This window comes from Methylocystis sp. IM3, assembly GCF_038070105.1.
Lineage (GTDB): Bacteria > Pseudomonadota > Alphaproteobacteria > Rhizobiales > Beijerinckiaceae > Methylocystis.
In genome coordinates this window covers 1,269,970-1,294,619 of sequence record NZ_JBBPBZ010000002.1, presented here as the reverse complement: position 1 = coordinate 1,294,619, position 24,650 = coordinate 1,269,970, and the positions used below count along the sequence as shown (strand labels likewise).

The following is a 24,650-nucleotide window of genomic DNA, read 5'->3' as shown; positions in this document are numbered from 1 at the left end:
GGAAAGCCTGTCCTTGGCGGTCGGGCGGCGGCGACTCCATCAGCCGCTTTGGCCGAGACTGACTTCCTTTCGCCTTATGCCGCGAATGATCAAGAAGGCGCCGGCGAGCAATAAGGCTTGCGCCTGCAAATCGCTGACATTCGCCTCCAGACCATGCAGCATCAGCGCCGAGCCCAATAATTTGCCGATCATGCGCAACCCTCCTGCGCATCCATTGCGCCGATGCTCGCTCCTAGCGCCTCAATTGGGCGTTCACTTGACCCCCTTACGTCACGGTTGTGGCGGCGAGGGCGGCAGCCAGCGGCTCGTGCGTCCAATTGCCTGCGCGCCGCCCTGCCCCATCTCTCTCAGGTGAAGCGTTCTCGGAGAGGGTCGCGCGCCATGGCCACGCTGCTCAAATTCGGCATGACCGTCGCAGTCGTCATCGTCGCGGGGATCCATGGCTATGGCGTCGAGTTCGTCATTGCCCTCAGCGCCGCCATTTCCGTCTACATGCTCTGGATGTCGCGCCTGCGGCCCGAAATCATGCTGTACATGGCGCACCTTCCGAATAACCTCGTCTACTGGATCTGCGTCGGCTTCCCCCTCGGTCTCGCGATCAGGACGCTCGCGCTCTCCATGATCCTCGTTCCGATCTACGTTCTCAGCCCCTGAGGTCCTCTTTTCGGCTCGATTAAAAATCGGTTATCCGGCTCGGACCGGCACAAGGCTCGCGTCAGCGTAAAGAAATATTGCCTTAAGTCATCGCAACGTTGACGCCTTTCCCCAGTCATGCCGATGTCGAGCACAGCAGCATCCGCCGCCGGTTATTTGCGCGCCGCAAACCTCTGTGGTCTTGCAGTTTGCGCATCTCTTCTTGCCCTGCCCGCATCCGCCATCGCTGCGCGCGCGGGGAAAACCCAATTCGTCTTGCGCGGCGCCTGCACGGCGTTGCGGCCGGCCGGATGCGCGCCGACTCTCGCGGACGCCCGCGCCCGGACTCGCGGCAGGACGCCGCGCGACGTCGCCAGCGATGATTGCCAGCGGCGCGATGGATCATGCGGCTTTGACGATGGGGGGGCAGACAATCCGCGCCCGCGAAGTTCAGGAAGCCCCCGCCATTCTCTCGCCGGACCGCTTCGTTCCCTTCTCGAAACGCAAGCCGTTCACCGGCCAGACGGCCTTCGCCGCCGCGGCGCTCGGCGCCATCGAGGAGGGGGCCGCCGACGCCTCGACGGAAACGCGCGAACAGCGCCGCTTACGGCTGAAAAGCGCGCCTTTCATCGAGTAATCGTCCGCGGATTTGCAAAGCCCGGCGCGCGGCCTAAGCTGATACGAACGCCAGGGGCCGACAATGACGACCGATTACGATCCGATCGCGAAAGAATATCAGCGCGCCAAACAACATCCGTGGCGGACCCATATCGAGGCCTACACGCTGGACCAGCTGATTCCCGCGCTCGACGGCAAGGCCGTCATCGACATCGCCTGCGGCGAGGGCCATTACACGCGGCGGCTGCGCGAGAAAGGCGCGGACCGCGTCGTTGGGGTCGATCTGTCGCCAGGGATGATCGAGCTCGCGCGGGCCCAAGAGGCGCAGCAGGCTCTCGGCGGCCTGGACTATCGCGTGGGAGACGGGAAAAAGCTGCCCTTCGAGGGCGAATTCGATCTCGCTTTCGCCGCCTATTTTCTCAACTATGCGCACGACCGTCGCGAATTGCAGGACATGTGCGACGCCGTCGCGCGCTGCCTCAAGCCCGGTGGACGATTTGTCACCGTCAACAGCAGCCCCTTGCTCGATTTCGACCCGCACCGCTCCTACCGGCAATATGGATTCGAGGCGAAGATCGAAGGCGGGCTGCGGGAGGGGGCTCCTATTACCTGGCGCGTCTTTCTCGAGGACGGAACGTCCTTCGACATCGAGAACTACTTCCTCGACAAGGAGGCGCACGAGGAAGCGTTTCGCGCCGCCGGCTTCACGCAGATCGTCTGGCGCGCGCCGCGCCTTTCACCCGAAGGCGAGAAGGAGTTCGGCCGCGACTTCTGGACGCCGTTCCTCGACCATCCGACCATCGCCTTCATCGAATGCGTGAAATAGCGGGACGCGGCTTTTTCAATCCTGCGCCGTCGCCTGCCGCTCGATCTCTTCCATGTCCTCGTCGGACAGGCCGAAGTGATGGCCGATCTCATGCACGAGCACATGGGTGACGATGTCGCCCAGCGTCTCCTCGCTTTCGGCCCAGAAGTCGAGAATCGGACGGCGATAGAGCCACACCATATTGGGCTCCGAGCCCGTCTCGGCGAGATGCTCGCCCTCCGTCAGCCCGCGTCCGCGAAAGAGGCCGAGAAGGTCGAATTCGGTCTCGCACTCCATGGCCTCCATCGTCTCGTCGTCGGGGAAATCCTCGACGCGAAAGACGACGCCCTCGCACAGTTGCGTGAATTTTGACGGCAGAGCCGCGAAGGCGGCGTCAGCGATGGCTTCGAGTTCGGCAAGCGTCGGGGCGACCTGCCGGCTCCAGTCGATGGATGATTCGCTCATGGGCGGACTATGGCGCCTGTAGCGTCGCCTCAACAAGTCGCGCTGGACCTCGGCGCGCATGGAGCGCGGCGATTTTGGCGACAAACGAAAAAAGGGGGCCGCGGCCCCCTTCCTCAGTCCTTCCTATCGCCACTCCCGCACGTCGACAAAGCGACCGGCGACGGCCGCCGCCGCAGCCATGGCGGGCGAGACGAGATGGGTCCGGCCCTTGAAGCCCTGACGGCCCTCGAAATTACGGTTCGAAGTCGAGGCGCAGCGCTCGCCCGGCGCCAGACGGTCCGGATTCATCGCGAGGCACATGGAGCACCCCGGCTCGCGCCACTCGAAGCCCGCAGCGAGGAAGATCTTGTCGAGCCCTTCGGCCTCGGCCTGCGCCTTCACGAGGCCCGAACCAGGAACGACCATGGCGTTGACCCGCTCATGGACCTTTTTGCCCTCGACCATCTTCGCGGCGGCGCGGAGATCCTCGATACGGCCATTGGTGCAGGAGCCGATGAAGACGCGATCGATCTCGATGTCGGTGACCTTCTCGCCGCCCTCGAGGCCCATATAGGCCAGCGCGCGCGCGATGGCGTCCCGCTTTTGGGGAGTCTTGGCGCTGTCGGGCGTCGGCACCGTTCCATCGATGGCGACGACATCCTCGGGCGAGGTGCCCCAGGTGACGGTCGGCGCGAGCTTGCTGGCGTCGAGGCGGATGACCTTGTCGAAATGCGCGCCCTCGTCGGTATAGAGCGTCTCCCAATATTTGCGCGCCATGTCGAAGGCCTCGCCCTTGGGTCCCTTGGGGCGGTCCTTCAGATAGGCGAAGGTCTTCTCGTCCGGCGCCACGAGGCCGGCGCGGGCGCCTGCTTCGATCGACATGTTGCAGACCGTCATGCGGCCTTCCATCGACAGATCGCGAATGGCCTCGCCCGCATATTCGATCACATAGCCGGTGCCGCCCGCCGTGCCGATCTCGCCGATGATGGCGAGGATGATGTCCTTGGCCGTGGCGCCGTCGGCGAGCTTGCCGTCGACCTGCACCAGCATGTTCTTGGCCTTTTTCTGGATCAGCGTCTGGGTGGCGAGCACATGCTCGACCTCCGACGTGCCGATGCCGTGCGCCAAAGCGCCGAAAGCGCCATGCGTCGAGGTGTGGCTGTCGCCGCAGACGATGGTCATGCCGGGAAGCGTGAATCCCTGCTCCGGGCCGACGATGTGGACGACGCCCTGGCGGCGGTCGTGCTCGTCGTAATATTCGACGCCGAATTCCTTGGCGTTGGCCGCGAGCTGCTCGACCTGCGCCTTGCTTTCCGGGTCCTCGATCGGGAGAGAGCGGTCGGTCGTCGGCACATTGTGATCGACGACGGCGAGCGTCTTCTGCGGCGCGCGCACCGTGCGGCCGGTCATGCGCAGCCCCTCGAAGGCCTGCGGGCTCGTCACTTCGTGGATAAGGTGCCGGTCGATGTAAAGCAGGCAGGCGCCGTCGTCCTGGCGGTCGACGACATGGTCGTCCCAGATCTTGTCGTAGAGCGTGCGCGGCGCGGTCGAATTGGCGGACATATCTACTTTCCTCAACGCCGCAGGCTGCGGCTTTTCCCTTAAGCTCCCCGCGAGCGGCGAGACCGGAGCCGCCCGCCCTCCCGACCAAGCGGGGAGAAGCAAGGCGCCCCTTGAATTGAGGTTCTTCTAACCGTAACGCAAGCGGCATGGAAGAGAGATCGCGCCGTCCGCCCGCCGCGACGCCCGCTTGCCCGGCATGAGCGGTCCGTCACCCGCCCTGCCCGCCGGGCTCGCCGCGGCGATTGCGGCGCAGCTCGAGCGCCGGCCGCGCAAGGAGCTGGCCGAGAGCGCGCGCCGCCTGTCCGAGAGCTACCGCGCCCGCAAGCCGACCGCCGACGCGATCCGCAATGAGACGGACGCCCTCGCCTATGCGCTGACACGGATGCCCGCGACCTATGCTGCGGTCGTCGCCGCGCTTGGGCGCGTCGCGACCGAGCAGCCGGAGTTCGCGCCGAAAAGCTTGCTCGACGTCGGCTGCGGCCTCGGCGCGGCGGCCTACGCCGCCACCCTGATCTGGCCGGAGATCGGCGCCGTCGACATGCTCGACCGCAGCCCGGCCTTTCTCGCGCTCGCCGCGACGCTCGCCGCTGAAAGCGGCGAGGCGCGGGTCGCCTCGGCCAGGATCGCGTCGGCCGATATGTCTCGCCTCGGCGCAGAAACGGCCGCGCCGCGGGATCTTGTCGTCGTCGCCTATGCGCTGACCGAACTTCCGGAGCATCAACTGCCGGAAATCGCCGACGCGCTCTGGACGCGAACGGGCGGCGCCCTCGCCCTCATCGAACCCGGCACGCCGCGCGACCATGCGCGGCTCATGCGCATCCGCGCCCGTCTGATCGAACTTGGCGCCGCTATACTGGCCCCCTGCCCCCACGCGCGGCCCTGCCCGCTCTCGCCGCCCGACTGGTGCCATTTCTCGGTCAGGCTGCCGCGCTCTCGCGAACACAAAGCGCTGAAGGGCGCCGAGGCCCCCTTCGAGGACGAGAAGTTTTCCTATCTCGTCGCGGCGCGAAGCGGCGCGCCGTCAGCCGGGCGCATCCTTGCCCCGGCGCGCTCCGGCAAGGCGGGGATCACGCTGAAAGCTTGCGAATCGGCGGGGCTGCGCGAAATTTTCCTGCCCAAGCGGGACAAGGCTCGCTATGAAGAGAATCGCAAAAAAGACTGGGGCGACGCCTTGTCGGCCCTTCCGGAGGCAGATGGATGAACCGACCGAGGGTTGCGCCTTATCTGACCGTCAGCCCGGCCGCCGCCGCCATCGCCTTCTACACGGGCGCCTTCGAGGCCAAGCAGCGCGCCATCATGCCCTCGGTGGACGGGTTGCGCATCGCCCATTGCGAATTGCTGATCAATGGCGGCTCGGTGATGCTTGCGGATTTCTTCCCCGAACTCGGCCAGACGCGCGTGCCCATGCCGGGCGACAGCGCCACCGTCTCGATCAGTCTCGAATATGACAGCGCCAAAGAGGTGGACGACGCCTGCGCCCGCGCTGCCAAACTGGGCGCAAAGATCGAAACCCAGCCGACGAATTCCTTCTGGGGAACGCGCTACGCCAGCCTGCGCGACCCCTTCGGTCACCGCTGGATCCTGAACGGGCCGCTGGACAACAAATAGCCGCGCGCCCGCTCGCAGAGAGGAATCAAGTGCGCAAAAGAAAACCGCCCGGAGCCGTCTCTGGCGCCGGGCGGCGTAAAATCCTGCGGATGCGAGCTTACGCGCCCGAGGCCTTGGCCTTGTGGTCGACGCGCTCGGCGATACGGGCCGACTTGCCGCGGCGGTCGCGCAGATAATAGAGCTTGGCGCGGCGGACCTTGCCGCGACGGACGACCTTGATCGAGTCGATCAGCGGCCCGTGGATCGGGAAAACGCGCTCGACGCCTTCGCCATAGGAAATCTTGCGGACGGTGAAGCTCTCATTGAGGCCGCCGCCGTTGCGGGCAATCACGACGCCCTCATAGGCCTGGACGCGGCTACGGTCGCCTTCCTTGACCTTCACGTTGACGATGACCGTGTCGCCGGGACGGAATTCCGGAATCTTCTTGCCTTCGATGAGCTTGGCCGCCTGTTCGGCCTCGAGCTGCTCGATGATGTTCATAATGGTAACTCCTGCCGTTTCGTCTGTAGCCTTTCGGCCGACGAGCGTTTCGGAACGCTGTTTTAGTTGAGGCCGCTCCCCATACATCAATTGGCGACCATTGTCGAGCGCCGAGGCGCGGGCTTCGGCGCAAAGAAAGCCGCGCGCCGGGGGAGTCCACCGCGCGGAATGCGACCTATATAGCCTTGCCGGGGCGGCTGGCCAACTCAACTCATGAGGAGCGTCACATGACTCAGCAGGAGGAGCGCCAAACGGATCGCGGGCGAGCCACGCCGAGGGCTTCCGAATTTCTGGCCGAGGGCCGACAGCGCCTGGAGGAGTTTGCGGACGTGCAGTCCCAGTTTTGGGACCGGCTGCAAAGCTCCAACCGCAAATGGATGGATCGGCTGCAGGATGAGGCGTCGATGGCGGCGGATTTGGCCAGCAAGCTGACCTCGGCGAAATCCCTCACGGAAACGGCCGGCCTTTTTCAGAACTGGACCGTCAAACATATGGAGATGGCGACGGAAGACGCGCGGCGGGCGATCTCCGACACGCAGGACATCCTCGCCGCTGGCGCGCGTTTCTGGGCGAATTTCACGCCCGTTGGCGGCAACGGCAAGAGCCGCACTCATTGACGCGCTGACCCGTTCCGGCTGAAGAACCGAAGCTGGAGCCGCCACCAAGGCTCCAGCGACTTCTCCGGACTTAGGCTCCCCCCTCCAGGTCCAGGGTGAAACCCACCTTGATCGTCACCTGATATTTCTCGACGTTTCCCTTGTCGATGCGCCCGCGAATCTGCACCACTTCGAACCATTGCAGATTTCGCAGCGTCAGCCCCGCGCGCTGAATGGCCGAGCCGATCGCGTCCTCGATACTGTCCGGCGACGCGCCGACGAGTTCGACAACCTTGTAGACATGATTTTCCATGACGCGCTCCCACTGAATCCCTGCCTTATGAGAAGTAGCGCGGCGTCGTCTCTGGTCATCACGGCCTCGGCTGGCCGATTGTGTCCGCCAGCCTAGGCGAGCTTGTCGCCAAAGAGAAACTCCATGGCGCGGTCGAGCCGGATATGCGGCAGAGGCAAGGGCTCCCGGTCCTTCCCCAACTTGGCGATCGGCGGTCGGAATTTCAGGAAGCGGTACTCCGCCTCCTCCTCGTCGAGGGCGAGAGCGTCACCGTGAAACGCCATCTTCGGATCGTCGGGGAGCTCGCCGGGGAAAATCGCCCCTTCCGCGATTCCATCGAACACATCGTATCCAATGCGCTCGCCCTCGAGCGGCGTGCCGACGATGGCGGAGAGCTTCTCGCCTTCGTGGCGCACGATCGCCTCGCGCGTCGCGCGCACGGCGGCCATGGCGATGACGTCGATGCTCGCGCCGACCCCTTCCGCGCGGGCGATGGCGCGGCTGGTCAGATGGCGCAGGATCGCCTCGAGCCGGTCGTGGCAGGTATGGTGAAGATGATCCGCCTTGGTCGCCGCGAAAAGGATGCGGTCGATCTTCGGGCGCAAGATCTGCGCAATGAGATTGGATCGGCCCGTGCGGAAGGCGTTGAGCACGTCGGTCAGCGCATTTTCGAGATCGCGGACCGCCGCCGGGCCAGAGTTCAGGGCGGCAAGCGCGTCGACGAGCACGATCTGGCGGTCGAGCCGCGCGAAATGATCGCGGAAGAACGGCTTCACGACATGGGTCTTGTAGGCCTCGTAACGGCGCTCCATCTCGCGCCCGAGGCTGCGAAAGGGCAGCTCCTCGCCCTCTTCGACGGGAAGCGGCGCGAAGGTCAGCGCCGGCGAGCCCTCGAGATCGCCGGGCATGAGGAAACGGCCGGGCGGGAGTGTGGAGAGGGCGAATCTCTCGGTCTTGGCGGCGCGCAGATAGTCGGTGAACAGCCGGGCGAGCTTTTGCGCGGTCTGCTCCGAATAGCGGGCCTTCGGATCGGCCATGGCCGTCGCGCCCCGCCAATCGGCGGCGATGGGCGCGCGGGCCGCGGCGCTCGCCGCCTCCAGCGTCTCCCGCGACCATTGCGCGTAGGATTTTCCCAAAAGCGGCAGATCGAGAAGCCATTCGCCCGGATAATCGACGATGTCGATGTCGAGCCGCGCATGTTCCTGCCCGATGTGACGCAGCGACCAGGCCTTGGAATTGAATTCGATGGAGACCCGCAATTCGGAAATGCGTCGCGTCGACTGCGGCCAGTGACGCTCAGGCCCGCTGGTCAGCGCCGCGAGATGCTCCTCATAGGCGAAGCGCGGCACGTTGAAATCGGGCTGCGGGTCGAGATGCGCGGAGAGGATGCGGCCTTCCGAGAACGCCCGGAACACCGGCATATGCGCCTTGCGCCCAGCCGCCAGCGCCCGCGTGAGATGATGGACGAGCGAGGTGATGAAAACAGTCTTGCCGGCGCGCGAGAGGCCGGTGACGCCGAGGCGCAGACGGGCGCCCGCCACGAAATCGGCCAGGCTTTCCGCGGCGACCCGCGTCTCGAACCAGATATCGGAAAATTGGGAGGACACAGCGGCTCCGGACAGAGGCGAGAGAGGCCCCCATCTACTCCATGAGCCGCCGTTTTGGGAGAGCGGAACAGCGAGCTTCTCCGCCGCGGCGCTTTATCGCCTGGCGTCACCTCTTCGACATGGGCACATAATCGCGCCGCTTCTCGCCCGTGTAGAGCTGGCGCGGCCGGCCGATCTTGGAGCCGGAATCCTCGATCATTTCCTTCCACTGGGCGATCCAGCCGACCGTGCGCGCCACGGCGAAGAGCACGGTGAACATGGACACCGGGAAGTTCATCGCCTTGAGCGTGATGCCCGAATAGAAGTCGATGTTGGGATAAAGCTTCTTCTCGATGAAATAATCGTCGGAGAGCGCGATGCGCTCGAGCTCCAGCGCCACGTCGAGCAGGTCGTCCTTCACGCCGAGTTCGTTCAGCACCTCGCGGGTCGTGCGCTGCATGATCTTGGCGCGCGGATCGTAATTCTTGTAGACGCGATGGCCGAAGCCCATCAGCCGGAAGGGGTCGTTCTTGTCCTTGGCGCGGGCGATGAACTGCGGAATGCGGTCGGTCGTGCCAATCTCGGCGAGCATTTTCAGCACCGCCTCATTGGCGCCGCCATGCGCCGGCCCCCACAGCGAGGCGATGCCCGCCGCGATACAGGCAAAGGGATTGGCGCCGGACGAACCCGAGAGACGCACCGTCGACGTCGAGGCGTTCTGCTCGTGGTCGGCGTGCAGGATGAAGATGCGGTCGAGCGCGCGGGAGAGAACTGGATTGACCTTGTATTCCTCGCAGGGCACCGCGAAGCACATGCGCAGGAAATTGGAAGTGTAATCGAGGTCGTTCTTCGGATAAACGAAGGGCTGGCCGATCGAATATTTGTAGGCCATGGCCGCGAGCGTCGGGATCTTGGCGATCATGCGCGTCGAAGCCACCATGCGCTGCACGGGATCGGCGATATTGGTCGAGTCGTGATAAAAGGCCGAGAGCGCGCCGACGGACGCCACCATCACCGCCATCGGATGGGCGTCGCGGCGGAAGCCCTGGAAGAAGCGGGCCATCTGCTCGTGCACCATGGTGTGGCGCGTGATCCGGTAATCGAAATTGGCCTTTTCCGCCGCCGACGGCAACTCGCCGTAAAGCAACAGATAGCAGGTCTCGAGAAAATCGCCGTGCTCGGCGAGCTGTTCGATCGGATAGCCGCGATAGAGAAGCACACCGGCGTCGCCGTCGATGAAGGTGATCTTCGATTCGCAGGACGCCGTCGAGGTGAAGCCCGGATCGAAGGTGAACATCTCCGTCTCGGCGTAGAGATGGCGAATGTCCACGACCGATGGCCCCAATGTCCCTTCTTTAACGGGAAGGTCGATCGTCTTGCCGCCAATCGTGAAGGAACCCTTGTTCTCGGCCATTGCGCACCTCGCTTGTCGGCCCCCGGACGCGCGAATCGGCGGCGCCGGCCCAGCCCGAACAACGCTTAACCGAAAATGCGTCGCAACGCTGGCAGGCCGTGAATTATGCACATACAGGGCGGCGGACGACCTCTTGTGCAGTGCAAAAAGCTATATCAACCGCCGGGTCTGTCAAGCTTCAAAACTCGCCAGCAAGGCGAGAGCCGAGGCCATGTGATCGGCAATCGGGCCGCTCAGGCCGACTGGTCGGCGATACGCCCCAGGCTCTCCGCGCGTCCGAGGATTTCGAGCACGTCGAAAATGCCCGGCGACGTCGAGCGGCCGGTCAGCGCCGCGCGCAGCGGCTGGGCCAGATCGCCAAGCTTGACGCCGAGCTCGACGGAAAGATCGCGCACGACGCCTTCCGTCGCCGCCGCGGTCCAGTCGGGAAGCGCCGCGAGCTTCGGGCCGAGCGCGCCGAGCCGCGCCTTCGCCTCGGGCGTCAGCAGCTTCGCCGCCTTCTCATCGAGCGGCAGCGGGCGCGTGACGAAGAGGAAAGCCGCGCCGTCGACGAGTTCGTTGAGCGTCCTGGCGCGGGCCTTCAGCCCCGGCAGAGCGGCGCGAAGCTGCGCGCGCTTCCCGTCGTCGAGCGCCGCCAGCACGGTGGGGCCGCCCTCAAGATAGGGCAGCGTCGCAAGGAGGATCGCGAAGAGCTCGTCGTCGGGCGTGTCGCGCAGATAGTGCCCGTTCATGTTTTCGAGCTTGGCGAAATCGAAACGCGCGGGCGAGCGATGCACCTGCGCCAGATCGAACGACTCGATCATCTCCGGAAGGGAGAAAAACTCCTTGTCGCCCTGGCTCCAGCCGAGTCTGACGAGATAATTGCGCAGCGCCGCCGGCAGATAGCCCATGGCCCGGTAGGCGTCGACCCCGAGCGCGCCATGGCGCTTGGAGAGCTTGGCGCCGTCCGGCCCGTGAATGAGCGGAATATGTGCGAAGGCGGGCGTCTCCCACCCCATGGCCTCGTAAATATGCTTCTGGCGCGCGGCGTTGGTCAGATGATCGTCGCCGCGAATGATCTGCGTCACGCCCATGTCGTGGTCGTCAACGACGACGGCGAGCATATAGGTCGGCGTGCCGTCGGAGCGCAGCAGCACGAAATCGTCGATGTCCTTGTTGGGAAAGACCACCCTGCCCTGCACGGCGTCCTCGATCACGGTCTCGCCGTCGAGCGGCGACGCAAGGCGAACGACGAAGGGCGCGCCGGCGGGCGCTTCGGCGGGATCGCGGTCGCGCCAGCGGCCGTCATAGCGCGGCGGGCGCTTCTCGGCGCGCGCCAGCTCGCGCATCTCCTCGAGCTCCTGCGCGGTGGCGTAGCAGCGATAGGCCTTGCCCTTCGCCAGCAGCTCCTCGACGACTTCGCGGTGACGCGGCGCTCGCGAGAATTGATAGACGATGTCGCCGTCCCAATCGAGGCCGAGCCACTTCATCCCGTCGATGATCGCGTCGATCGCCGCCTGGGTGGAGCGTTCGCGGTCGGTGTCCTCGATGCGCAGCATCATCCGGCCGCCGTGGCGCTTGGCGTAGAGCCAGTTGAACAGCGCGGTGCGCGCGCCGCCGATATGCAGAAAACCGGTGGGAGACGGCGCGAAACGGGTGACGACCTGCGACATTTTCGGGCGGATTTCCTGATCGACCTACGGGAGCGCCCCTCTAACACGGGCGCCGCGCCGGGGGAACAGGAATGACCGCGAAGGGGCGCCGCCGTCAGGCGTCCTCCTTGGCCTCGGCGTCCTGGGACTTTTGCCGCGCGTCTTCGACAGAGGAGTCGTCCGGCGACGCGAGCTGCACGATCCCGCTTTCCATGGCGAGCGCGCTCGCCGCGGCGGCGGCGGCGAGCTTGTCGAGTTCGGGAAGCTCCAGAATGGTCTTGGCCGGCTCGGACGTTGCGGCCATCTTTATCCCGACTTCCGAGAGCCGCCGATGCAGGTCGAAGTGCAGATCGCTGCGCACCCGCGAGGATTTCTCCACATCCGCCACATAGCACCAGAGCTCGAACTTGAAGCTCGACGCCTCCATGCCGAGGAACATCACCTGCGGGGCCGGAATGCGCAGCACGTCCTCCTGCGCCCTGGCGGCGGCGAGCATGATGTCCCGCATCTTCTCGGGATCGACGCCCGAATGCGGCGCGAGCGCCACCTTGATTCGACCAATCTTGTCGCCGCGCAGCCAGTTCTTGACGACGCCGCTGACAAGATTGGAGTTCGGCACGATCATGGTCGCACGGTCGAAGGTCTCGATCTCGGTCGAGCGCACATTGATGCGCTTCACATAGCCCTGTTCGTCGCCGATCACGACCCAGTCGCCGACCCTGATGGCGCGCTCCCAGAGCAGGATGAGGCCGGAGACGAAATTGTTGACGATCGACTGAAGGCCGAAGCCGATGCCGACCGACAGCGCGCCCGCGACGATGGCGAGCCTCTCGACGCCGATGCCGAGGCTCGACATGCCGATCATCGCGGCGGCGATCACGCCCGCATAGCCGAGCGTGGCGTTGATCGAACTGCGCAGCCCCACGTCGAGCCGCGTCAGCGGCAAAACGCGCGTGTCGAGCCAGCGACGCACCCCCTGCGCCGCCGCCAGCACGACGAAGAACAGGGCGATGGCGACGATTGCCGAGGATAGCGAGATGGTGACGTCGCCGACCTTGATGGAGAAGAAGGCGGCGCGGACCGACGCCAGTATGTCGTTCGACTCGTAGCCGAAGGGCGCGATGGCGAGGAGCGCTGCGACGCCCCAGGCGAAAAGCGTGACGATGCCCGCGAGCACCACGCCGATCGGCGCGAGCTGCTCCCGCTTCACGCCGAGCCCATAAATGAGCGTGCGGCCGAGAATGCCTTTTTCGGAGAAGGCGTGCTCGACGCCGCCGGCCGACAGGACCACGACGACATAGAGCGCGAAGGCCACCGTCGCCGTCCAGGCTGTCTGGAAGATCACGAAATTGGCGAATGTCACATAGCCGAGGGCGCAGGCCCCCACGATCAGGATGAGGCCAAGCGTTCCGAGAAGGCGCGTGACCGTAATCCAGTCTCGGCCCTCGCGCGTCGCGCCCGCCTCTCCCGTGGCGGCGACCCGGTCGGGCGAGAGCGAAACGACGGCGACGAGCTGGAGCGCCGCGACGATCATCACGCCCACGCCGCGCGACACGATCACCACCGGCAGGCTGGCCTGAACGACCTCCGCAATGTGCTCGGCGAAGCTCCTGAGCGACAGCACGACGGCGGCGGCGGTCAGCAGCCGGACGAACAATCTCGCCAGCCGGTCGCCGGGATCGATCACGCGCCAGGCGGGCTGCTTGGGCGCAAAGACAGCGAGGGCCGCGCCATAGACGAAGGCGATGCGCGCGATCCCATCGAAGATGTTGCGCCAGATCGGCTCGCCGGAGGCGTCGAGAAGGTCGAACCCTTCCAGCGCGGCGCCCAGCGCGGCGGCCGCGCCGACGGGAACCGCCGCCGCGACGATCGCCGTCCAGCCCGCCCCGGCGGCCCGCCGCATCGGCGTCGGCGTCCTTCCTGAATGGTCGCGCGTCAAGACGCGCCGGGCCAGCCAGAGCGCCGGCGGAAGCGCCAGGAAGATCGCCAGCACGACGGCGAGAAACTCCGCCCGCCGGCTTTCCAGCCTGCTCATGAAATTGGCGAAGCGGTCGGAAAGGAAGCGCGCGCCTTCGGATGCGACCTCCGGCGCGTCAGCCAACGCCGCGCGCCACAGATCGACCGAGAACAGCCCGTTGGTCTTGAGAAAGAGCGTCTGGGCGAAAAGCGCCCGCTGGCGGGCGAGGATGGCGACGCCGAGCTGACGCGCCTCCAGCAGCATGGCGCGGGCGCGCTTGAGCGTGGCGTCGATGGCGTCGAAAGCCTTGCGCTGCTCGACCAGCTCGGCGCTGGCGCTCGCCTCGGCCGATCCCGGCTGCGGTTCGGCCGCTGCGGCCGGGGGAGGCGGCGGAGGCGGCGGCTGCGCCTTGGCGGCGTCGGGCTTCGCCGCAGGCTTTACGGCGCCGGGCCTCACGGGCGGCAGCGGCGCGGCCTTCGCATCGACCGCCGGCGCGGGAGCCGCCGGCGGCGGGGGCGGAGCCTGAGCCTGGGCGGGGGCGGGCGGCTCAGCGGGCTTCGCAGCCGGCGCCAGCTCCTTCAAGCGGGCCTCGACAGCGGCAAGCCTCGGGGTCAGCAGATCGATCGTTTCCTCGAGCTCATGGCGCATGGGCTCGATGCGCTCGCGCAGCTGGCGCAGCGCGCGGTCGGAGAGATTATTGTCTTCGAGGCTCTTGTGAAGCTCGTCGAGCGTGGCGCGCGTCCGGTCGAGCCGGGCGTTGACCTGTTCGATCGTCGCCGGCGGCTCGTCGGCGGCGGCCACGAGGGTAAGCAGCGACGAAACCAGCAGAAGTAGAAAAAGCGTCAGTCTGCGCAACGCAGGTCTCCAAGGGAGATCGAATCGCCAAGCCTTGGCCAAGTCTAGCGGCCAAGTCCAGCGGCCAAGTCTAAAGGTCGTCCCGATAGATGTGCACGCGTCCGGCTCTATCGGTCACGCGCCAGCCGCCGGCGCCGTCCGGCTCCATGCCCGCGACCGGCGTCTTGCCGAAGCCGCCGGGGATGTCGAGCACATAGGCCGGCACGCCGATCCCCGTCAGGCGGCCCGCGAGCTCGGCGTAGAGATGCTTTCCTGCCTCGATATTGAGGCGAAAATGGCGCGTGCCGGGCGCAAGGTCGGGATGATGCAGATAATAGGGCTTCACGCCCAGCGTCAGCAGCTCGCGCATCAGCCGCTCGAGAATGTCCGGGTCGTCGTTTACCCCGGCGAGCAGCACGGTCTGGGAGAGAAGCGTCGCGCCCGCCGCGCGAAGCCGCGCGATGGCCGCGCGGGCGGCGGCCGAGAGTTCCCGCGCATGATTGACATGCAGCGCGACGTAAAGCGCCTTGCCGCTTTCGCTGAGGGCCGCTAGGCGCGCCGCCGTCACGAGTTCGGGCGCCGCCGTCGGCGCGCGGCTGTGAACCCTCAGAAGCGCGACATGCCCGATCTTGGCGAGCCGGCGCGCCACGGCGGACAGGCGGCGCGCGGACAGCATCAGCGGATCGCCGCCGGTAAGGATAACCTCGAAAATTTCCGGCGTGCGCGCGATGTAATCGAGCGCGCGCTCGACCTCTGCGTCGCCGAGGAGATCGCCCTTGCCTCGCCCCACCGTCTCGCGGCGGAAGCAGAACCGGCAATAGACCGGACAGACGGTGAGAAGCTTCAGCAGGACGCGATCGGGATAGCGATGGACGATCCCCGGCGCGGGGCTGTGCGCCGCATCGCCGATCGGATCGTCGCGCTCCTGCGGCAGGGTCACGATTTCGCGCGCGTCTGGCAGAAACTGGCGGGCGATGGGGTCGGCGGGATCGGCGCGGTCGATCAGCCCGGCGATTTCCGGCGTCACCGCGACGCTGTAGCGCGCCTCGACCGCGCGCAGCGCCGCATCGCTTGCCGGCGCCAACAGGCCAGCGGATTGGAGGTCGGAGAGGGAGCGGAGAGCTTTTTCGGCCATTCAACCAGAATCGAGAGGAGCGCCCGCACGGCGCCGTTGTCGCGAAAGCGTCTAATGGCAATCCGGCCGCTTCTCCACCGCTAATCGTCCAGCGTGGCGCCCGACATACCACAAAACTAAGTTGTATTTTTCGCCAAAGAACACTTGTTGACCTGTATGATTTAGTCCAGTAATCTTATCATCTAGTAGAACAAAGGTCCGATCCATGACCATAGAAGTTTACGAGCCCCTTGCCTCCCGGCGCGCCCCCGGCCTCTCCTCGGATTTCGAAAAGCCCGCCCGCGCGACATCTTACGCGGCCTGCGGGCCATCCCTGCAAGCGCGTCTGGAGGCGCTTTGGCTTGCCTGCGTCATCGCCGGCGTCGCGGGCGTGCTGCCGCTAGTGATGCTGCTGCATCGTTGAGCGTCAGCGCCCGGCGCCCCGCTCCGCCACGGGCGTCCAGAGCGTCTGCTCGATCCGCTCGGCGCCCGTCGCGAGCATGACCAGCCGGTCGAATCCAAGCGCCACCCCCGAGGCCGGCGGCATGGCGGAGAGCGCCGCCAGAAAATCCTCGTCGATCGGATAGCGTTCGCCGTAAATCCGTTCTTTTTCCGCCATTTGCGCTTCGAAGCGACGGCGCTGTTCCTCTGGCTCTGTCAGCTCTCCGAAACCATTCGCGACCTCGACCCCGCAAATGTAAAGCTCGAAGCGATCGGCGAAACGCGGATCGTCGCCGTTCACGCGCGCCAGCGCCGCCTCGCTCACCGGATAGTCGGTCAGGATGGTCGGCCGCTCGCTTCCAAGCCGGCTTTCGACTTTCTCCGACAAGATCTTGCTGAAGAGATCGGACCAGCTGTCATCCTCGGCGACGCGGATTCCGTCGCGCGCGGCGGCGCGGGCCAGCCCGTCCCGATCATCGAGCAGCGCCTCCAGATCAATGCTGGCGTAAGCCCCGAAGGCTTCGCAGACGGTGACGATCTCCGGCTCGGCGAAAGCGTCGCACACACGCCCTCGCCAGGTGAAATCGCTCGTCCCCGCGGCCTGCGCCGCGGCGGCGGCGAGACCGGCGCAGTCCTCGTAGAGCCGCAGCGTCGGCTCGCCGGCCCGATACCATTCGAGCATGGTGAATTCCGGATGATGCAGGGCGGAGCGCTCGCGGTTCCTGAACACCCGCGACAGCGTGAAAATCCGCTCCTCGCCCGCGGCGAGTAGCTTCTTGCAGGAAAACTCGGGCGAGGTGTGGAGATAGAGGCGGCTTCTGGCGCCCTCCGGCCCGATCAGCTCGGCCGAAAAGGCGGAAAGATGCGTCTCATTGCCGGGCGAGACCTGCAAGGCCGCGGTTTCCACTTCCGTGAAGCCTTCGGCCGCGAAAAATCGCCGCGTCGCCGCCGTTATTGCGCCGCGCGCCTTGAGAAAGGGCTTGCGATCGGCGTAAACATCCCGTGCCCACCAGGGCGAAGCGCGCGTCATGAAGCCTCCCGAGCGCGTCCCGGTCGCGACAATCGCGATCGTGCTGCTTGCGGCGGGATTTGCCGAGGCGCGCGAAATATGGTCTTACCCCCGTTCATAGACCAGCCCGGCCGTGGCCGGCAATGAACGCGAGCCGGCGCGGCCGCCGGCAATGAAGGAAGCGAACCTGTGAAAGTCATCGCCAGCTCGATTCGCAAGGGCAACATCATTGAGCGTGAGGACGGGCAGCTCTACGTCGTTCTGACTGCGGAGAGTTTCTTCCCCGGCAAGGGCACTCCCACGACGCAGATCGACATGCGCCGCCTTTCGGACGGGGTGAAGGTCTCTGACCGCTACAAGACCACCGAGCAGGTCGAGCGCGCCTTTGTCGAGGACCAGGACTACAGCTTCCTTTATCAGGACGACGACGGCTATCATTTCATGAATCAGGCCAATTACGAGCAGGTCGCCGTGCCGGGAGACACGATCGGCGATCAGGCGCAGTGGCTTCAGGAGGGCATGCAGTGCATCCTCTCCATGTTCAACGGCCAGGCGGTCGCGATCCAGTTGCCGCAGCGCGTGACCCTCGAGATCGTCGAGACCGAGCCGGCCATGAAGGGCCAGACGGCGTCTTCCTCCTACAAGCCCGCCAAGCTCGCCAACGGCGCCCGCGTCATGGTGCCGCCGCACATCCAGAGCGGCACGCGCGTCGTCATCCAGACGGAAGACGGCTCTTACGTCGAGCGCGCCAAGGACTGAGGGGCGCCCAGCGCGCCTGCCCCTTTCGGCCGCCGCGGCTCGCGCCCCGGCGGCTTTCATCTGCGCGCTTTCTGACCTTCCCCCAACATCCCCGGCGCCATGGCCGCCAGCAGTTGCGCCTTGGCGGCTTGCGCGCCACGCCCTTCGCCGATCGAAATCATTCCCACTTTTACCACCCCTCCAACGAAAACCCCCTTGCTCAAACCGACGAGCGAGACGCCGCCCTGTTTCTCCACGGCGCTCGGCATCCTGTAGATGCGCGCCTTGTCGGCTTCCGACGGCGGCGTCATGACCGCCTGCGCCAACGCATCCGCCATGCGTTGATAGATCAGCAGCTTTTGGCTCAAGCCAAGCGAGGTCAAAGCCAGGATGATCATGGCCTCCTCCTGCGAACAGGTTTCGCGCAAGCATAGCAACGGCCCGCCGGCGGCGCCCGCGCAATCCTTGACGAGCGTTAACCACAGACGCAGCCAAACATTCAACTTGTCGGGGTCAGCTCCGTAAAAAATCGCGCAGCTTCTTTTCGAGCGCGCTTTTCTCTTTCAATTCGCATTCCCAGACCGTGAGCGCGCGCCAGCCCAGTTCCGAAAGACGGGCGCGGTGCGCCGCGTCGCGGGCGCGATTGCGCGCAATCTTTTCGCGCCAGTAATCGGCGTTTGCCTTGGGCATACGCGCCCCGCGCGCGCAATCGTGCCCGTGCCAGAAACAGCCATGCACGAAGATCGCCTGCTTGCGCCCGACATAAGCGATGTCGGGGTTGCCGGGAACATCCTTGCGATGCAGCCGATAGCCCGGCGCGAAGGCGCGCAAAAGCGCGCGGACGGCAAGCTCGGGGGAAGTGTCGCGCGATTTCACCGCGCGCATGATGGCGGCGCGCTGGGCGCGCGTTTCCTTCGGCACTTCACCGCCGCTGTATTGGCGTGCAGTCCGATTGTTGGACGACAATTCCACCCCGACGCACCGTCGTCCTTCTGACAGTGTCGGCGCCTCGGTAAGCGACCTCGAAATCGACAAAACTTACGTCCTCTGCAGCGCCTTTGAAACATTGATGGAAAGCGTGCAGAATTTCGACGCACTCCAGAGGTTGCCCGCTCGGCGAAGCATTGTTGCGCACCTCGGGAATTGTCGCGGGAAAAAGGTAGATGCACGGCGGCGGCAATTCGAATTGAGCTATCGCCGTTATCCGCGTGGGATCAGCCTCGAGCTTCGGACATCGGCGTCCCAACGTGCCACATACCCAGCCCCAAACAATCAACCCGTCAACCTGTTTATTGTTCGAAATCATTTCGGCGCTCAGCCGGGTATGCAAACCAGACCAGACATTGCGACGCGGATCGCCGCCCTGGTTCGTGCTGACGCTCCAAACGATCAACTCGTTCGCATGGGCAGGTCTTTCGAAGATATTCGTATTGTTCCCGTCAAGGCCGCCTTTTAACTCGATGACAGCTATCTTCCCGCTGGGAAGTTCGACAGTATAATCATATCTATTTTTGCCGCCGGACGAGTCGAAATTTGCTATATAATTCCTGTCTTGCATGTAACTCAGCACACGCCTGACGAATTCACGCTTTTCGCGCATCGTGGCCGAGAACTGACCGCGAATTCTTTCAACAGACCCGCGAAATAAACCTGAATTATAGAAGTCCGATTCCGACAACCCGTAATCAGCCAGAAGATGCGCCTTGGTCTTCAAGACCTCGGCGAACTCTTCGATGCGCTGATTCAGCTCCGGGTTTTTTTTGCATGGCGTGATTGACATGCAGCTTTTCCACTTCGTTACGCTTGCGGCTTTCGATCATTGGCCAAAGAATACGTTCGGAAATGTACCGGACCACATCAACCACCACGCCGTCGCCGGTCAGATGATAGGCCTCGTTATAGCGCTCGGGCAGCCGATAGTCGTCTTCCAGGCCCATCAGCCGGGCGGTCTCTCGCGCAGACATCAGCCGTGAGCGCACCCTGCCCTTCTCCACCAGCAGGACGAATTGCCGGCTGGATCCGCCCGCCGGGGTGCGCAGGCAGCCGGCAATATCGTCGAAGCGCGCTTCGGCGCGCTGGATTTTCTGTCCGGCCATGTAGCGGGTGCGCCGATAGAGCGTCCCAACCATTTTACGGCCAGCACGTTTGGCATCCTCGATCTTGGCTAGATTTACGTCGCTCATCATTCCGATAAGCGTGCGGGTTTCCGCGGCGCTGTGCCACGGCACATCTGCTGGTTCGTCTTCGATGACCTCGACGAGCGTTTTGTTCCGCCGTCCCGGCGCCGGCAAGCTCCACCACAACCAGCCAGCCTTTAGACTTGCATCCAGCTGCGCGTAAGCTGTTCGCAGCGCCTTGGTATGGAAGGGCAGGCTTGGCGCCTCGCCAGTTAGCAGGGCGGGAATTGCTACGTTGTCGTCCACGGCGATAATGAACAAACGCGGCCGTGACTGCGGCAAGAACAACCCGGCGTCGATCACCAGCGCTCCGAACCGATAACCACCCTCGGCCAGAGCCGCGCAAATCGACTGAAAGTCCTTGCCTGAATGGGAAGTCAAAGCGCCGCAGACATTTTCCAGAATGATCATCCTCGGCGCACGGCCTTCGACGCGCAAAGCCTTCATCAGCGCCCAGAAAGGCCAGAAAGTTCCAGACCGCTCGCCCTTGAGACCCGCTCCGGCGCCGGCGAGGGAAAGATCCTGGCAGGGGAAAGACGCCCAGACGAGATCGGCCTGCCCTGGCAACTGCGCCGTCGTCACCGCCTTCACGTCGCCGACATGCAGCGCCCCGGCGCCCCAGTTCAGCCGGTAGCTTTCGGCTTTTTTCGCATCGAAATCATTGGCGAAGAGACAGGTCCAGCCGGGTCCGAGCCCCGCGCGCGCCATTCCGCCGCCGGCAAAGAATTCGTAGAAGCTCGGCTTTTTCATGATGCCCGACTCGCCCATTGCCCGCGAGTTTAGCTCTTCGGGTCCCAAAACCCCAGTAAATCAGGCCGAGACAACCATCACATGCACGAGCGGCTTTTTTCCCCAGACCGAACTCACGGCGCCGCGCACCGAGCGCTCGATCGCGGTCGAAACCGTGTTGGCGTCCCGTCGGCGAGCGCGCGGCAGGCCCTCGAAGGTCGCAAACAGCGCCTCGTCGATGACCTCGCCCATATCTTCGCCGAACTTCCCCTTCTTCGGCACGCCGGCGAAAACCACGTCTGGGTCGCCCACCATCTCGCCCTTCTTGTCCACGGCAAGCGCGATGGACACCACGCCCGCGAAGGCAAGCTTGTTGCGCTCGCGCACCGCGCCGTCGTCTTCGCTGATGACGATGTCGCCATCCTTGAGCAGACGGCCGTGCGGCACCTGATCGATGATCGAGGGCGGGCCGGGCAGCAGTTGCACCATATGGCCGTCGCGCGCCGAGACCACATGCTCCACGCCGCAGGATCGGGCGAAGGCCGCGTGCTGGGTCAGATGATGCGCCTCGCCATGCACTGGCACCGCGCTTTTCGGCCGCACCCACTCGTACATCTGCCGCACTTCGCCCCGGCGGGGATGGCCGGAACAGTGGACAAGGTGATCGTGGTCGGTGATCACCTCGATCCCGAGATTGCAGAGATTGTTGATGACGCGATGCACCTCGCGCGCATTGCCCGGGATCGCCCGCGAGGAGAAAATGACGCGGTCCCCCTGAACGAGCTTGATCCAGGGATGGTCGTTCTGGGACGCGCGCATCATCGCGGCGCGCGGTTCGCCCTGGCTGCCCGTGGCGATGACGACCGTCTTCTCCCGCGGCAGATTGGCGAGCATCTCCGGCGCGTGGAACCCGGGCAGCCCATCGAGATAGCCGCATTCCCGCGCAACCTGCACCACGCGGTCCATGGCGCGCCCCGCGACGACGACCGTCCGCCCGCAGCTTTGCGCCGCCTCGGCGATGGCGCGCAGGCGCGAGACATTGGATGCGAAGGTCGTCACGAGCACGCGGCCCGGCGCCTCGGCGATGAGCGGGCGCAATACGCGCGCGACGTCGCTTTCGGAGAAACTGTCGCCTTCTCGGAGAATATTGGTCGAATCGCAGATGAGAACGTCGACGCCCTCGTCCCCGAGCGCGCGCAGCCGCGCCTCGTCGATGCGATTGCCGACGCCGGGTTCGGGATCGATCTTCCAGTCACCCGTATGCAGCGCCGTGCCCAGCGGCGTCCGAATGGCGAGCGCATTGGCCTCCGGTATGGAGTGCGCGACGGCGATATATTCGACCCTGAATGGGTCGAGGTCGAGAACGGCGCCGGCCTGAACGGTGTGAATGTCGATCTTCGGCGCGCCTGGCTCGTTCAGCCGACGCACTTCGAGAAGCCCCGCTGCGAACGGCGTCGCATAGACCTTGCATTTGAGCTTGGGCCAGAGCGTCGCAAGCGCGCCGATATGGTCCTCATGCGCATGGGTGATGCAGATGGCGACGAGATCCCTCGCGATTTTCTCGACGAAGGCGATGTCGGGATAAACGACGTCGATGCCAGGAAGATCGGCGCCGGGAAAGCCGAGGCCGCAATCAACCATCAGCCATTTCCGCGCGCGCGGGGGGCCATAGCCGTAAAGCGCGAGATTCATCCCGATCTCGCCGACGCCGCCGAAAGGCGTGAAAACGAAACTTGCCTCCGCACCGGCCGTCATCCGCGCGCCCCCTCGGCTGAGCGCGGACCGATCAGCACGTCGCCCGCTTCGATGACCCGCAATCCATTCGCCGTATCCAGCACCATGCGACCCGTCGCGTCGATGGTCTCGAAGCGGCCCTCAACCGTCTCAGCGGTCATCGCCACGCGAATCCTTTCACCCAAGCCCGAGGCCGAGCGCAACCATTCTTCCCGGACCGTTGAAAAGCCATCGCCCCCGCGCCAGAGATCGAGCGCCTCACAGAGCGAGTCAGTGAACACGGCGAAAAGGCTATCCGCCGATGGCGCGGCCGCTCCAAAGGATGCGAGCGCGCGGGCGGGATAGGGCAGATCCGAGGGCGCGTCGGCGACATTGATCCCAACGCCGATGATGGCTAGCGGCGCCGCCGACGCGATCCCTTCGAGCAAAATCCCCCCGAGCTTGGCACCCTCGAAAAGCATGTCATTCGGCCATTTCAATTGAAAATTTTGGTCGCCGGCGCAAGCCCGCAAGGCCCTCATCGCGGCGACGCCGGTCACGAAACCCAACTGCGGGGCGAGCCGAGGCTCGTCAAAATCGCCGAAGACGTAGCTCGCATATAAGTTCCCGACAGGCGAAACCCACTCGCGCCCCAGCCGACCGCGTCCCTTCGTCTGGCGCGTCGCGACGATCCAGAGCGGACCACGTTCCCCGGTTTCGACAAGCCGGCGCGCCTCCTCATTGGTCGAGTCGACCTCACCGAGAGTCAGCAGACGGACGCCTTGCGCGCGCGCAACGGGACCGAGTTGCACGCGCAGGCTCCCTCGGTCAGAACAGCGACTTGGCCGCGGCGCTCGCCGCATCCATCAACGGAGCCGGATAGAGCCAGAAACCAAGCACCGCAATGGTCGACACCGCGAGAACCGCGCGGATGGCGAAGGGCGAGCGGTCGAAGCCGGGCGCCGGCTCGTCAAAATACATGACCTTGACGACTCGCAGATAGTAGAAAGCCGCCACAGCGCTCGCCAGCACGCCGATAACGGCGAGCGGATAGAGCCCCGCGTCGACGGCTGCCAGCAGCACGTAATATTTCGCGAAGAAGCCGGCCAGCGGCGGTATGCCCGCGAGGGAAAACATCAGCATCGCGAGGAAGAAGGCCATCACGCTATTGGTTCGCGACAGACCCGCGAGATCGGAGATGTTCTCGACATTCCTCCCGTCGATCCGCATTGCCAGGATCGCCGCGAAGGAGCCGAGCGTCATCACCAGATAAACGGCGAGATAGATGACGACGCCCTTGACGCCCGCCTCATTGCCGGCCGCGAGGCCAATGAGCGCGAAGCCCATGTGACCGATCGACGAATAGGCCATCAGACGCTTGATGTTGGTCTGGCCGATCGCCGCGAAGGAGCCAAGCAGCGTCGAGGCGATGGCGAGAAACACAATGATCTGGCGCCATTGCACGGTGATGGCCGGGAAGGCCGTGATCACGACGCGAACCGTAATCGCGACCGCAGCCATTTTGGCGGCCGAGGCGAAGAAGGCGGTGACAGGCGTCGGCGCGCCTTCATAAACGTCAGGCGTCCACATATGGAAGGGAGCGGCCGACATTTTGAAGGCCAGGCCCGCGAGCACGAAAACGAGGCCGAAGATCACGCCGACGGGCGGAGAGTTGGTCACCGCCTGGGCGATGCCATCGAACGAAACGGTCCCCGAAAAGCCATAGAGCAGCGACGAGCCGTAGAGCATCATGCCGGAGGAGAGCGCGCCGAGCACGAAATATTTCAGGCCCGCCTCGGATGAACGGCCGTCGTCCCGCGCGAATGCGGCCATCACGTAGAGCGCGAGAGACATCAGCTCGAGGCCGAGATAGAGCGCGATCAGATTGTCGGCCGAAATCAGCAGCATCATGCCGAGTGTCGAGAGGATGATCAGCACGGGATATTCGAACTTCTCGAGCCCGTTGCGCTGCAACCAATCGACCGACATGAGGATGGACGCCATGGCCCCGATCAGGGTCAGCGCCTTCACGAAACGTGAAAAGGCGTCGTCGATGAAGGCGCCGTCGAAGACGGCCGTGTCGCCCTGTTTGCTGGACAGGACGATCGCGAGCACGGCAAGGCCGAGGATCGCAACCGCCATTTCGTCGACGAGGCTGAAGCCGCGCTCGCCACGCCAGGCGCCGATGAGGATGAGGATCATCACGCCGACGGCGAGGATCACCTCGGGGAGGAAATGAAGCGCAAGTTCTGCGAGGAAAGACATTT

General features: G+C 64.9%; 26 protein-coding genes. 8 read left to right on the top strand and 18 right to left on the bottom strand.

Translation table 11 applies throughout. The features are described 5' to 3' along the window. Positions 1 to 39: 39 nt before the first annotated feature. Positions 40 to 192, bottom strand: coding sequence for a hypothetical protein (locus tag WOC76_RS08090; protein ID WP_341107729.1), 153 nt, complete (start codon positions 190 to 192; stop codon positions 40 to 42). Between the two features lie 189 nt (positions 193 to 381). Between WOC76_RS08090 and WOC76_RS08085 the strand changes: the two genes are divergently transcribed. From WOC76_RS08085 to WOC76_RS08075, 3 genes are all read left to right on the top strand, one after another. Continuing rightward, positions 382 to 654: a hypothetical protein gene (locus WOC76_RS08085; protein ID WP_341107731.1), complete on the top strand. Its 273-nt coding sequence runs from the start codon at positions 382 to 384 to the stop codon at positions 652 to 654. A gap of 358 nt (positions 655 to 1,012) precedes the next feature. Further along, positions 1,013 to 1,270: a hypothetical protein gene (locus tag WOC76_RS08080; RefSeq protein ID WP_341431365.1), complete on the top strand. Its 258-nt coding sequence runs from the start codon at positions 1,013 to 1,015 to the stop codon at positions 1,268 to 1,270. 63 nt (positions 1,271 to 1,333) lie between these two features. Beyond that, complete coding sequence (locus tag WOC76_RS08075; protein ID WP_341107733.1) at positions 1,334 to 2,077, top strand: class I SAM-dependent methyltransferase; 744 nt, start codon at positions 1,334 to 1,336, stop codon at positions 2,075 to 2,077. 15 nt (positions 2,078 to 2,092) lie between these two features. Here WOC76_RS08075 and WOC76_RS08070 read toward each other — a convergent pair whose 3' ends face one another. Next, positions 2,093 to 2,521, bottom strand: a complete 429-nt coding sequence (locus WOC76_RS08070) for a metallopeptidase family protein (protein WP_341107734.1) — start codon at positions 2,519 to 2,521, stop codon at positions 2,093 to 2,095. Between the two features lie 123 nt (positions 2,522 to 2,644). After that, positions 2,645 to 4,063: a 3-isopropylmalate dehydratase large subunit gene (gene leuC / locus WOC76_RS08065; protein ID WP_341387921.1), complete on the bottom strand. Its 1,419-nt coding sequence runs from the start codon at positions 4,061 to 4,063 to the stop codon at positions 2,645 to 2,647. A 196-nt stretch (positions 4,064 to 4,259) separates the two neighbouring features. On the opposite strand from leuC, the gene WOC76_RS08060 reads away from it, so the two are divergent. Together WOC76_RS08060 and WOC76_RS08055 are read left to right on the top strand one after the other, a co-directional pair. Further along, positions 4,260 to 5,264, top strand: a complete 1,005-nt coding sequence (locus WOC76_RS08060; protein ID WP_341107735.1) for a small ribosomal subunit Rsm22 family protein — start codon at positions 4,260 to 4,262, stop codon at positions 5,262 to 5,264. Then, on the top strand, positions 5,261 to 5,671 hold the full coding sequence (locus WOC76_RS08055; RefSeq protein WP_341107737.1) for a VOC family protein: 411 nt from the start codon (positions 5,261 to 5,263) through the stop codon (positions 5,669 to 5,671). Before WOC76_RS08060 ends, WOC76_RS08055 begins: the two co-directional genes overlap by 4 nt. Before the next feature lie 97 nt (positions 5,672 to 5,768). Here WOC76_RS08055 and rplS read toward each other — a convergent pair whose 3' ends face one another. Then, complete coding sequence (rplS, locus tag WOC76_RS08050; RefSeq protein WP_341107738.1) at positions 5,769 to 6,152, bottom strand: 50S ribosomal protein L19; 384 nt, start codon at positions 6,150 to 6,152, stop codon at positions 5,769 to 5,771. A 227-nt stretch (positions 6,153 to 6,379) separates the two neighbouring features. On the opposite strand from rplS, the gene WOC76_RS08045 reads away from it, so the two are divergent. Further along, positions 6,380 to 6,769 carry a hypothetical protein gene (locus WOC76_RS08045; RefSeq protein WP_341107739.1) on the top strand — a complete coding sequence of 130 codons (390 nt, stop codon included), beginning with the start codon at positions 6,380 to 6,382 and terminating at the stop codon, positions 6,767 to 6,769. Between the two features lie 70 nt (positions 6,770 to 6,839). On the opposite strand, the gene WOC76_RS08040 is transcribed toward WOC76_RS08045, so the two are convergent. The 6 genes from WOC76_RS08040 to WOC76_RS08015 form a co-directional block, all read right to left on the bottom strand. After that, positions 6,840 to 7,061 (bottom strand): dodecin, encoded by a 222-nt coding sequence (locus tag WOC76_RS08040; protein ID WP_341431364.1) that lies wholly within the window; start codon positions 7,059 to 7,061, stop codon positions 6,840 to 6,842. 92 nt (positions 7,062 to 7,153) lie between these two features. Beyond that, positions 7,154 to 8,647 (bottom strand): YcjX family protein, encoded by a 1,494-nt coding sequence (locus WOC76_RS08035; RefSeq protein WP_445730642.1) that lies wholly within the window; start codon positions 8,645 to 8,647, stop codon positions 7,154 to 7,156. A gap of 106 nt (positions 8,648 to 8,753) precedes the next feature. Continuing rightward, a complete protein-coding gene (locus WOC76_RS08030; protein WP_341107740.1) occupies positions 8,754 to 10,040 on the bottom strand; it encodes a citrate synthase in 1,287 nt (428 codons plus the stop codon). Between the two features lie 233 nt (positions 10,041 to 10,273). Continuing rightward, positions 10,274 to 11,692: a glutamate--tRNA ligase gene (gene gltX / locus WOC76_RS08025; protein ID WP_341107742.1), complete on the bottom strand. Its 1,419-nt coding sequence runs from the start codon at positions 11,690 to 11,692 to the stop codon at positions 10,274 to 10,276. A 94-nt stretch (positions 11,693 to 11,786) separates the two neighbouring features. Beyond that, positions 11,787 to 14,483, bottom strand: a complete 2,697-nt coding sequence (locus WOC76_RS08020; RefSeq protein ID WP_341431363.1) for a DUF3772 domain-containing protein — start codon at positions 14,481 to 14,483, stop codon at positions 11,787 to 11,789. Positions 14,484 to 14,553: 70 nt separating this feature from the next. After that, positions 14,554 to 15,597: a lysine-2,3-aminomutase-like protein gene (locus tag WOC76_RS08015; RefSeq protein WP_341107745.1), complete on the bottom strand. Its 1,044-nt coding sequence runs from the start codon at positions 15,595 to 15,597 to the stop codon at positions 14,554 to 14,556. 205 nt (positions 15,598 to 15,802) lie between these two features. Between WOC76_RS08015 and WOC76_RS08010 the strand changes: the two genes are divergently transcribed. Then, a complete protein-coding gene (locus WOC76_RS08010; RefSeq protein ID WP_341107747.1) occupies positions 15,803 to 16,000 on the top strand; it encodes a hypothetical protein in 198 nt (65 codons plus the stop codon). Between the two features lie 3 nt (positions 16,001 to 16,003). Here the strand turns inward: WOC76_RS08010 and epmA are convergent, their stop codons facing one another. Further along, complete coding sequence (epmA, locus tag WOC76_RS08005; RefSeq protein WP_341107748.1) at positions 16,004 to 17,047, bottom strand: EF-P lysine aminoacylase EpmA; 1,044 nt, start codon at positions 17,045 to 17,047, stop codon at positions 16,004 to 16,006. A 168-nt stretch (positions 17,048 to 17,215) separates the two neighbouring features. Here epmA and efp point away from each other — a divergent pair, with 168 nt between their 5' ends. Beyond that, positions 17,216 to 17,785 carry an elongation factor P gene (gene efp, locus WOC76_RS08000; protein WP_341387916.1) on the top strand — a complete coding sequence of 190 codons (570 nt, stop codon included), beginning with the start codon at positions 17,216 to 17,218 and terminating at the stop codon, positions 17,783 to 17,785. Positions 17,786 to 17,841: 56 nt separating this feature from the next. Here efp and WOC76_RS07995 read toward each other — a convergent pair whose 3' ends face one another. The 7 genes from WOC76_RS07995 to nuoN all read right to left on the bottom strand — a co-directional run bounded on the left by WOC76_RS07995 (position 17,842) and on the right by nuoN (position 24,648). Continuing rightward, entirely contained in the window at positions 17,842 to 18,162 is a 321-nt protein-coding gene (locus WOC76_RS07995) for a hypothetical protein (protein WP_341107750.1), read from the bottom strand. A 115-nt stretch (positions 18,163 to 18,277) separates the two neighbouring features. Beyond that, entirely contained in the window at positions 18,278 to 18,685 is a 408-nt protein-coding gene (locus WOC76_RS07990) for a very short patch repair endonuclease (protein WP_341107752.1), read from the bottom strand. A gap of 1 nt (position 18,686) precedes the next feature. Beyond that, a complete protein-coding gene (locus tag WOC76_RS07985) occupies positions 18,687 to 19,544 on the bottom strand; it encodes a hypothetical protein (RefSeq protein ID WP_341431362.1) in 858 nt (285 codons plus the stop codon). Continuing rightward, complete coding sequence (locus tag WOC76_RS07980; protein ID WP_341431361.1) at positions 19,450 to 20,691, bottom strand: DNA cytosine methyltransferase; 1,242 nt, start codon at positions 20,689 to 20,691, stop codon at positions 19,450 to 19,452. The genes WOC76_RS07985 and WOC76_RS07980 overlap by 95 nt, the downstream gene beginning before the upstream one ends. A 60-nt stretch (positions 20,692 to 20,751) precedes the next feature. Next, positions 20,752 to 22,425, bottom strand: a complete 1,674-nt coding sequence (locus tag WOC76_RS07975; RefSeq protein ID WP_341431360.1) for a ribonuclease J — start codon at positions 22,423 to 22,425, stop codon at positions 20,752 to 20,754. Further along, complete coding sequence (locus WOC76_RS07970; RefSeq protein ID WP_341387911.1) at positions 22,422 to 23,195, bottom strand: biotin--[acetyl-CoA-carboxylase] ligase; 774 nt, start codon at positions 23,193 to 23,195, stop codon at positions 22,422 to 22,424. The genes WOC76_RS07975 and WOC76_RS07970 overlap by 4 nt, the downstream gene beginning before the upstream one ends. Positions 23,196 to 23,211: 16 nt before the next feature. Continuing rightward, entirely contained in the window at positions 23,212 to 24,648 is a 1,437-nt protein-coding gene (nuoN, locus tag WOC76_RS07965; protein WP_341107760.1) for an NADH-quinone oxidoreductase subunit NuoN, read from the bottom strand. Positions 24,649 to 24,650: the final 2 nt, after the last annotated feature.

Excerpts from the sequence above, each read along its gene's own strand:
- WOC76_RS08090 (WP_341107729.1), bottom strand. The coding sequence starts at position 192 with ATGATCGGCAAATTATTGGGCTCGGCGCTGATGCTGCATGGTCTGGAG.
- WOC76_RS08085 (WP_341107731.1), top strand. The coding sequence starts at position 382 with ATGGCCACGCTGCTCAAATTCGGCATGACCGTCGCAGTCGTCATCGTC.
- WOC76_RS08080 (WP_341431365.1), top strand. The coding sequence starts at position 1,013 with ATGATTGCCAGCGGCGCGATGGATCATGCGGCTTTGACGATGGGGGGG.
- WOC76_RS08075 (WP_341107733.1), top strand. The coding sequence starts at position 1,334 with ATGACGACCGATTACGATCCGATCGCGAAAGAATATCAGCGCGCCAAA.
- WOC76_RS08070 (WP_341107734.1), bottom strand. The coding sequence starts at position 2,521 with ATGAGCGAATCATCCATCGACTGGAGCCGGCAGGTCGCCCCGACGCTT.
- leuC (WP_341387921.1), bottom strand. The coding sequence starts at position 4,063 with ATGTCCGCCAATTCGACCGCGCCGCGCACGCTCTACGACAAGATCTGG.
- WOC76_RS08060 (WP_341107735.1), top strand. The coding sequence starts at position 4,260 with ATGAGCGGTCCGTCACCCGCCCTGCCCGCCGGGCTCGCCGCGGCGATT.
- WOC76_RS08055 (WP_341107737.1), top strand. The coding sequence starts at position 5,261 with ATGAACCGACCGAGGGTTGCGCCTTATCTGACCGTCAGCCCGGCCGCC.
- rplS (WP_341107738.1), bottom strand. The coding sequence starts at position 6,152 with ATGAACATCATCGAGCAGCTCGAGGCCGAACAGGCGGCCAAGCTCATC.
- WOC76_RS08045 (WP_341107739.1), top strand. The coding sequence starts at position 6,380 with ATGACTCAGCAGGAGGAGCGCCAAACGGATCGCGGGCGAGCCACGCCG.
- WOC76_RS08040 (WP_341431364.1), bottom strand. The coding sequence starts at position 7,061 with ATGGAAAATCATGTCTACAAGGTTGTCGAACTCGTCGGCGCGTCGCCG.
- WOC76_RS08030 (WP_341107740.1), bottom strand. The coding sequence starts at position 10,040 with ATGGCCGAGAACAAGGGTTCCTTCACGATTGGCGGCAAGACGATCGAC.
- gltX (WP_341107742.1), bottom strand. The coding sequence starts at position 11,692 with ATGTCGCAGGTCGTCACCCGTTTCGCGCCGTCTCCCACCGGTTTTCTG.
- WOC76_RS08015 (WP_341107745.1), bottom strand. The coding sequence starts at position 15,597 with ATGGCCGAAAAAGCTCTCCGCTCCCTCTCCGACCTCCAATCCGCTGGC.
- WOC76_RS08010 (WP_341107747.1), top strand. The coding sequence starts at position 15,803 with ATGACCATAGAAGTTTACGAGCCCCTTGCCTCCCGGCGCGCCCCCGGC.
- epmA (WP_341107748.1), bottom strand. The coding sequence starts at position 17,047 with ATGACGCGCGCTTCGCCCTGGTGGGCACGGGATGTTTACGCCGATCGC.
- WOC76_RS07995 (WP_341107750.1), bottom strand. The coding sequence starts at position 18,162 with ATGATCATCCTGGCTTTGACCTCGCTTGGCTTGAGCCAAAAGCTGCTG.
- WOC76_RS07985 (WP_341431362.1), bottom strand. The coding sequence starts at position 19,544 with ATGTCAATCACGCCATGCAAAAAAAACCCGGAGCTGAATCAGCGCATC.
- WOC76_RS07980 (WP_341431361.1), bottom strand. The coding sequence starts at position 20,691 with ATGAAAAAGCCGAGCTTCTACGAATTCTTTGCCGGCGGCGGAATGGCG.
- WOC76_RS07975 (WP_341431360.1), bottom strand. The coding sequence starts at position 22,425 with ATGACGGCCGGTGCGGAGGCAAGTTTCGTTTTCACGCCTTTCGGCGGC.
- nuoN (WP_341107760.1), bottom strand. The coding sequence starts at position 24,648 with ATGTCTTTCCTCGCAGAACTTGCGCTTCATTTCCTCCCCGAGGTGATC.